This is a genomic window from Nocardia sp. NPDC004722 (assembly GCF_053601505.1).
Map to the genome: position 1 here is coordinate 1 of NZ_JBSGBY010000432.1, position 7378 is coordinate 7378.

Sequence of the window (7378 nt, forward strand, 5' to 3'; positions counted from 1 at the left end):
GGTGATGAGCACCGCGAGGGTGACGCCCACCGCCATGGCCAGCAGCCCCCAGCGGACCGTGGACGCCGACAGCGGCCCGTTGCGATCGAGCTTGGATTCCATTGCCCGCAACGGCTTCAGCAATCCATCCAGCGCCGTCGGTTTCCGACGGTTCGGCGGCCCGGGGCGCTGCGAAGACGGAGGCGCGGGCCACTGCGGAGGCATCTTTTGCTCAGGCATCGGCGCTGAGTCTAATTGCCTCCGCTTCGCTCCGGCTGGTTCGCGGCGCTGGAGGTCTCGTTCTTCCCTCCCTCCGCTCCCCCGCTTCGCTCCTCCGCTCCGCTCAGTCCAGAACGAGACGCGCCGCGAACCCGGAGGGTGCTGTCACGGGTGGTTGGGCCCGAGTTGTGTTGCCTACGACAAGATCAGATCCGCCGCCTTCTCGCCGATCATGACCGCGGGCGCGTGGGTGTGGCCGCGGGTGATGATCGGCATGACCGAGGCGTCGGCGACGCGCAGGCCCTCGATGCCGCGCACCCGCAGTTGCGGATCGACCACGCTGGCCTCGTCCTTGCCCATGGCACAGGTGCCGACCGGGTGGTACAGCGTGTGCGAGTGGTCCTCGAGGCAGCGCCGCAGCACCTCCTCCATCGGAGTGTCCGAGGAGACCGCGGGCTGCATGAGTTCGCCGATGTGCTCCTTCATCGAAGGCTGGTGGGCGATTTCGACGCATTGCCGCAGACCGGCGAGCAGCGCGGCGCGGTCGGTGGGTTCGGCGCAGTAGCGCGGGCTGATGCGCGGCGCGGTGAACGGATCCGGCGAGGTGAGGGTGATGCTGCCGATGGAATCGGGCTTGAGCAGCACCGCGGCGAAGGTGAGCGCATGCCCGTCGGGATCGCCCAGGCCCTCGGCGATGTACGGCGCGGGCGCGAAGATGAGTTCCAGGTCGGGCAGGTCGAGGTCCTCGCGGCTGCGCGTGAATCCGTACGCCTCACCGACATTGGAGGTCAGCTGTCCGCGCCGCAGGACCAGGTAGTTGGCGAGCTCGAGCAGGTTCTTGTCCGCGCCGAAGAGGCTGCCCGCGCGGGTGCGGTAGACGATGGGTGCGGCCAGATGGTCGCGCAGGCCGCGGCCGACCTCGGGCAGGTGGTGCAGGACGGGGATGCCGAGATCCTGCAGCCGGTCGGCGTCGCCGATGCCCGAGAGCATGAGCAGCTGCGGGCTGTTGATGGCCCCGCCGGAGAGGATGACCTCGCGCTTGGCGCTGATCTGCTTGGTCTCCCCGCCGACCCGGAATTCCACCCCGATGGCACGCTTGCCCTCGAAGAGCACCCGGGTGACGTGGGCGTCGGTGATGGCGGTGACATTGCGGCCCTGCTGGCGGGCGGGCCGCAGGTAGGCGTCGGCGGTGCTCCAGCGCGCGCCGCGCTTCTGGGTCACCATGGTCTGCGAGAACCCTTGCGGCCGATCACCGTTGGCGCGTTCGACCGGGTATCCGGCTTCGGCGGCGGCCTGCAGATAGGTGTGGGTGAGCGCGCGAGGGCTGCGCTGCCGCGAGATGTGCAGCGGTCCGCTACGGCCTTCGCCGGGTTCGCTGGCCTCCTCGACGGTCTCCAGCTTCTGGAAGTAGGGCAGCACGCTCTCGAAGGACCATTCCGGTCCGGCGGCGCGACCCCATTCCTCGTAGTCGGCGGCGAACCCGCGCACCCACATCATGGCGTTCATCGAGGAGGAGCCGCCGAGCATCTTGCCGCGCGGCCAGTACACCTTGCGGTCGCTGAGTTCGGGCTGCGGCTCGGTGCGGTAGTTCCAGTCGTAGTCGGTCTGGAAGAGCTGGTTGAACGCGGCCGGGATGTGGGCGAATTTGTCCTTGTCCTCGCCGCCCGCCTCCAGGACCACGACGCTGGTGCCCGGTCGTTCGCTCAATCGTGCGGCCAGTGCCGCCCCCGCCGATCCGGCTCCGACGACGACGAAATCGGCGGTGTGCGGGGTGTATTGGGTCATCGTGACTCCTCCGAAAGACCACGGCGGAGCCACTGCCGGGCTGCCTGCCGTCCCATACGGCTAACCCTAGGGCGGAAATCGGCCGGTCGTGGGGTGGTTGGCCGGACCTACACGAAATCGGGTGGCGGCCGCCGACTAGGCTCAATAGCCATGATCGACCTTCGATTCCTGCGGGAAAACCCGGAAGCGGTCCGTGCGTCGCAGCGTGCTCGCGGTGAGGATCCGTCTCTGGTGGACACCCTGCTCGAGGCGGATGCCGCCCGTCGCGCCGCGGTGGCGACGGCCGACAACCTGCGCGCCGAGCAGAAGACGCTGGGCAAGAAGGTCGGCAAGGCTTCCCCGGACGAGCGCGCCGAGCTGCTGAAGCACGGGCAGGAGCTGTCGGCGAAGGTCAAGGAGGCCGAGGCCGCCGAGAACGCCGCCGACGCCGAGATGGTCGCCGCCCAGCGCGCGCTGTCGAATGTGGTGCAGGAGGGCGCGCCCGCCGGCGGCGAGGACGACTACATCGTGCTCGACCACATCGGCACCCCGCGCGAATTCGATTTCGAGCCCAAGGACCACACGGATCTGGGTGAGTCGCTGGGCCTGTTCGATATGGAACGCGGTGCGAAGGTCTCGGGGTCGCGCTTCTACTTCATGACCGGTTACGGCGCGCTGCTGCAACTGGGTCTGCTGCAGCTGGCCGCGCAGAAGGCGACCGCCAACGGCTTCACCATGGTGATCCCGCCGGTGCTGGTGCGCCCGGAGATCATGCAGGGCACCGGCTTCCTGGGTCAGCATTCGGCCGAGGTCTACCACCTGGAAGAGGACGACCTGTACCTGGTCGGCACCTCGGAAGTGCCGCTGGCGGGCTATCACTCGGGCGAGATCCTGGATCTGAGCGAGGGCCCGAAGCGCTACGCGGGCTGGTCGTCGTGCTTCCGGCGCGAGGCGGGCAGCTACGGCAAGGACACCCGCGGCATCATTCGCGTGCACCAGTTCGACAAGGTGGAGATGTTCGTCTACACCACGCCGGATCAGGCCGACGCCGAGCACAAGCGACTGCTGGCCTGGGAGCAGGACATGCTCGCGGCCATCGACGTGCCCTACCGCGTCATCGATGTGGCGGCCGGCGATCTGGGCAGCTCGGCGGCGCGCAAATTCGATTGCGAGGCTTGGGTTCCCACCCAGCGGACCTACCGCGAGCTCACCTCGACCTCGAATTGCACGACGTTCCAGGCGCGCCGGCTCAATGTCCGGTACCGCGACGAGAACGGCAAGCCGCAGATCGCCGCGACCCTGAATGGCACTTTGGCGACAACGCGGTGGATTGTCGCGTTGCTGGAAAACCATCAGCAAGCCGACGGTTCGGTGCGGGTGCCCGCTGCGCTGGTGCCTTTCGTCGGTACCGACGTCTTGAAGCCTCGCTGAGTATTCGCTACTCGGCGTGGCTTATTCCGGCGGTTGTGTCTACCGCTGGCAGCGCTTATGTCTAGGCTAGGCAGCGTGCGAGGAATCGGGTCTCGCGGCGATACCCGAACCCGGGTGCGGGCGGCATCGGCGCTGGCGACGGCAATGGTCATGGCTCGGACCACCGGAGCGTTCTATGTCATGGGCGGGCTGCTGGGCCTGATCCTGACGGCCGTCGCTCCGGGTGATGAGGGCAATCGGCCGCTGGTGGGTGTGGCGGCTTTTGTCGCGCTGCTGTTGGGCATCAGCCTGCTCATCTGGGGTCCGCGGCTGCCGCATTCGGTGCATCACGCCTATGTGGCGACCGCGACGGTCTTGGTGACCGTTGCGGTGCACTGGTTTCCGAACACGGTCGGCGCGATCAGCCTGGCGGCGTTCTATGTGTTCGTCGCCTGTGATGCCGCCATCTTCTTCTCCTGGCGCTGGCTGGGCGCGCATCTGGCGTTCGCCATCGCCTGCTGTCTGTGGGTGGTCCCCTCACGTGGGCTGCCGTGGTGGTCGGGCCTGATCCCGGCGGGCATCACCTTCGGGATCGGCATCGTGGTCGGCATTTTGACCCGCATGGCCTCCGACGCCGATATCGACGTGCTGACCGGTCTGCTGAATCGGCGCGGTTTCGATCGGGCGCTGAGCAATGCCATCGCGCACGCCACCCGCACCGGTCAGGGTCTGGCGCTGGTGCTGGTGGACCTGGACCGCTTCCAGAAGATCAACGATCACCTCGGGCATCGCGCCGGTGACGCGGTGCTGCAGCGGGTGGCCGACACCTGGTCGAAGCTGCTCGCCCCGGATCAGCGGCTGGCCCGCTATGGCGGCGACGCCTTCGCGCTGCTGCTGCCCGGCACCACCGAGCAGGCCGCGATCCTGCTGACCGAGGAGCTGCGCGCGGCGGTCACCACCGGCTGCTCCGCGGGTGTGACCTCCTGGCAGCCGGGCGAATCCGGGTCGCTGCTGGTGTCGCGCGCCGATGTGGGTCTGTACCGGGCCAAGCAGGCGGGCCGCAATCGCACGGTGCTGGAGTCGTCGCGGCAGCTGCCGCTGGCGGTGGAGCTGCGCGAGGCCATCGACCGCGGCACCCTGGACGTGCAGTACCAGCCGATCGTCTCGCTGTCGGACGGCGCGACCCGCGCGGTCGGGGTGGAGGCGCTGCTGCGTTGGTCCTCACACGCGCAGCCGGATGTCACCACCGAGGGCCTGATTCGGGTGGCCGAGGAATACGATCTCATCTCCGATCTGGACGAGCTGGTCCTGCGTCGCGCCTGTGCGGACGCGGCCCGGCTGCAGGAGACCTTCGCCCAGCTCGATCTGACCTTGAACGTGAATGTGAGCGGTCTGGAGCTGGCCGAAACCGAGTACGCCGACCGGGTTTCCGGGATTCTCACCGAAACCGGCTGGCCCGCCGAGCAACTCGTGCTCGAGGTGACCGAATCCGAGCTGGCCGCCGAATCCGAGACCGCCATCGCGAACCTGCACAAGCTGCGCGAGCGCGGCGTGCGCATCGCCATCGACGATTTCGGGACCGGCTACTCCTCGCTGTCGCGGCTGGCGACGCTGCCGTCCGACATCCTGAAGGTTGACCAGTCGTTCGTGGCCGCCATTCGCTCCGATTCGCCCGCCCCGCCACTGCTCGGCGTGATCGCGGCGCTGAGCAAGTCTCTGGACTTGCAGGTCATCGCCGAGGGTGTGGAGACGGAGTACCAGGCGGCGGTGCTGACCGAGCTCGGTTTCGCGCTGGCGCAGGGCTACCACTACAGCGATTCGCATCCGGTGTCGGAGCTGATCAACGATCTCAACGACCGGCACGGCCTGGTCGGGGCAGCGATCTCGGACGGCGAGCCGAACACGAATGGCTGGATCCCGATGGACAATCCGCTTGACGGGGGAGCACCCGGCGCGCAGGGTTGATCTCATGCGTCTGCTCGTTTACGTCTGTTGATTCGTACTCCGTAGGGGAGTCCCCGCAGCCCGCCCCGATCACGCGGGCTCGACGCGCGCCCTCACCGCCCGCGCGGTGCTGTTCGCCTTCACCGCCGACCTGATCCCGCTCTACGCGCTCTACGCACTGCTTTTCGCCGCCCACGGACTGAGTGCCGCGCAGATTTCCTCGCTGCTCGCCATTTGGTCGGCGACTTCGTTCCTGCTCGAGATCCCGTCCGGCGCTTGGGCCGACACGGTCTCGCGCCGCGGCCTGCTGATCCTGTCCGGCGCGCTGCTCGCGGCAGGCTTTCTCGCCTGGACCCTGTACCCGACCTACCTGGGCTTCGCGGCCGGTTTCGTCCTGTGGGGCGCTTCGGGCTCGCTGCGTTCCGGCACGTTCGAGGCGTTGATCTACGACGACCTCACGGCCCGATCCGCGACCCGCGTCTATCCGCGCCTGATGGGCTACACCCGCGCCGCCGCCGAATCCGCCGCCCTCCTCGGCATTCTCGCCGCCGCACCCCTCTATGCCCTGGGCGGCTATACGCTCGTCGCCTGGTCGAGCGTCGCGATGGCGGTGCTGCACACGGCCTGTGCCGTCACGCTGCCGAGTGCACCGAAGTCGGTCTCCGCGGCCGAGGTCGAGGACTTGGAGGAGGACCTGCCCGAGGACCTCGACAGCGAGGAATCTCCCCGTGCAGGCGTTGACCAGGGGCTCGGCTATCTCGCCGTACTTCGTGCCGGTCTGCGAGAAGCCGTGCGGGTGCGGATGATTCGCCGAGGTGTAGTGCTGGTCGCCTTGCTGAACGGCATGACCGCTTTCGACGAGTATTTCGCGCTGCTGGCCGATCACGCCGGTGCCGGACCGGCCCTGGCCGCCATCCTGGTCGGTGTCACGGTGGCCGGATCCCTGGCCGGTTCACTGCTGGCGGGCCGCACCGAGGCCATGCGAAACCGCACGATGGCGGCCGCGCTGGCGGTCGCCGGTGTGCTGTTCATCGGCGGCTCGCTGCTGGCCGGTTCGGCCGCGCAGCATCCGGCGGCCCTGTATGTACTGACAGCCGTGGGCTTCTCGGCGGTCGGCGTCGCATACGGCATCGACTACAACGCCGATGTGATTGCCGGTGCTCGCCTCCAGGAGGCCATCGTCGGACCCGCTCGCGCCACGGTGACGTCGGTATCCGGCTTCGCGACGGAGGTGATCGCGCTGCTGGTCTTCGCCTTCGCCGCGCTCGCCTCGACCTGGCTCCCGCTCCCGGTGATGGTCGCCCTGCTGGGCCTGCCGCTGCTGCTGGCGGCGGCGCTGATCCCGACCTGGCTGCCGCCCCGAGCCGGTCAATGATGAATCCGGTCGGTCGGTTGTGGGTTGAGGGTGCGCGGCGGGGAGAATCGGGCGGTGGCGGTGCGGCGGTGGCTGGGGTTGGTGTTCGGGGGTTCCATCGGCGTTGCCGTGGCGACGCAGGCGCGGATCAATGGGGAGTTGGGGCATCGGCTGGGGGACGGGATCGCGGCCGCGACGATCAGTTTCGGGAGCGGGCTGTTGATCCTCGCGGTGGTGTTCGCGTGCAGCGGGCAGTTGCGGGCGGGCGTCGGGCGGGTGCGGGTCGCGCTGGGGTCGGGGGAGTTGCGGTGGTGGCAGTTGATGGGTGGGATTTCGGGGGCGTTTTTCGTTGCGGGGCAGGGGCTTACGGTGGCGACGATCGGGGTCACCGCGTTCACCGTGGCGGCGGTGGCGGGGCAGGTGGTGAGCAGTCTGGTGGTGGATCGGCTGGGGTGGGGGCCGGGCGGGCAGACGCCGGTGACGCCGTGGCGGATCGCGGCGGCGGTGCTCGGGCTGGTGGCGGTGCTGCTCGCGGCATTGGGCCGCAATGGATCCGGGTCGCTGGGCGGCCACGGCGGCGCGTCGGTGCTGTTGGTGGCATTGCCGCTGGCGGCGGGCTTGCTGGTGGCGTGGCAGCAGGCGGTGAACGGGCGGGTCGGGGTGGTCGGCGGCCCGTTCTCGGCGACGCTGGCGAACTTCGCGACCGGT

General features: G+C 68.8%; 5 protein-coding genes. 4 read left to right on the forward strand and 1 reads right to left on the reverse strand.

Translation table 11 applies throughout. The features are described 5' to 3' along the window. Positions 1-393: 393 nt before the first annotated feature. Positions 394-1983, reverse strand: coding sequence for a GMC family oxidoreductase (locus ACWELQ_RS32215; RefSeq protein ID WP_452400802.1), 1590 nt, complete (start codon positions 1981-1983; stop codon positions 394-396). Between the two features lie 150 nt (positions 1984-2133). Between ACWELQ_RS32215 and serS the strand changes: the two genes are divergently transcribed. The 4 genes from serS to ACWELQ_RS32235 all read left to right on the forward strand — a co-directional run. After that, a complete protein-coding gene (gene serS / locus ACWELQ_RS32220; protein ID WP_452400803.1) occupies positions 2134-3393 on the forward strand; it encodes a serine--tRNA ligase in 1260 nt (419 codons plus the stop codon). A 75-nt stretch (positions 3394-3468) separates the two neighbouring features. Continuing rightward, positions 3469-5337, forward strand: coding sequence for a putative bifunctional diguanylate cyclase/phosphodiesterase (locus ACWELQ_RS32225; protein ID WP_452400804.1), 1869 nt, complete (start codon positions 3469-3471; stop codon positions 5335-5337). Between the two features lie 106 nt (positions 5338-5443). Beyond that, positions 5444-6691, forward strand: coding sequence for an MFS transporter (locus ACWELQ_RS32230; protein ID WP_452400805.1), 1248 nt, complete (start codon positions 5444-5446; stop codon positions 6689-6691). Positions 6692-6745: 54 nt separating this feature from the next. Continuing rightward, positions 6746-7378: DMT family transporter (locus ACWELQ_RS32235; RefSeq protein WP_452400806.1), on the forward strand; the 633-nt coding region annotated here is incomplete at its 3' end.

Coding starts and splice junctions, on each gene's coding strand:
- ACWELQ_RS32215 (WP_452400802.1), bottom strand. CDS start 1,983: ATGACCCAATACACCCCGCACACCGCCGATTTCGTCGTCGTCGGAGCC.
- serS (WP_452400803.1), top strand. CDS start 2,134: ATGATCGACCTTCGATTCCTGCGGGAAAACCCGGAAGCGGTCCGTGCG.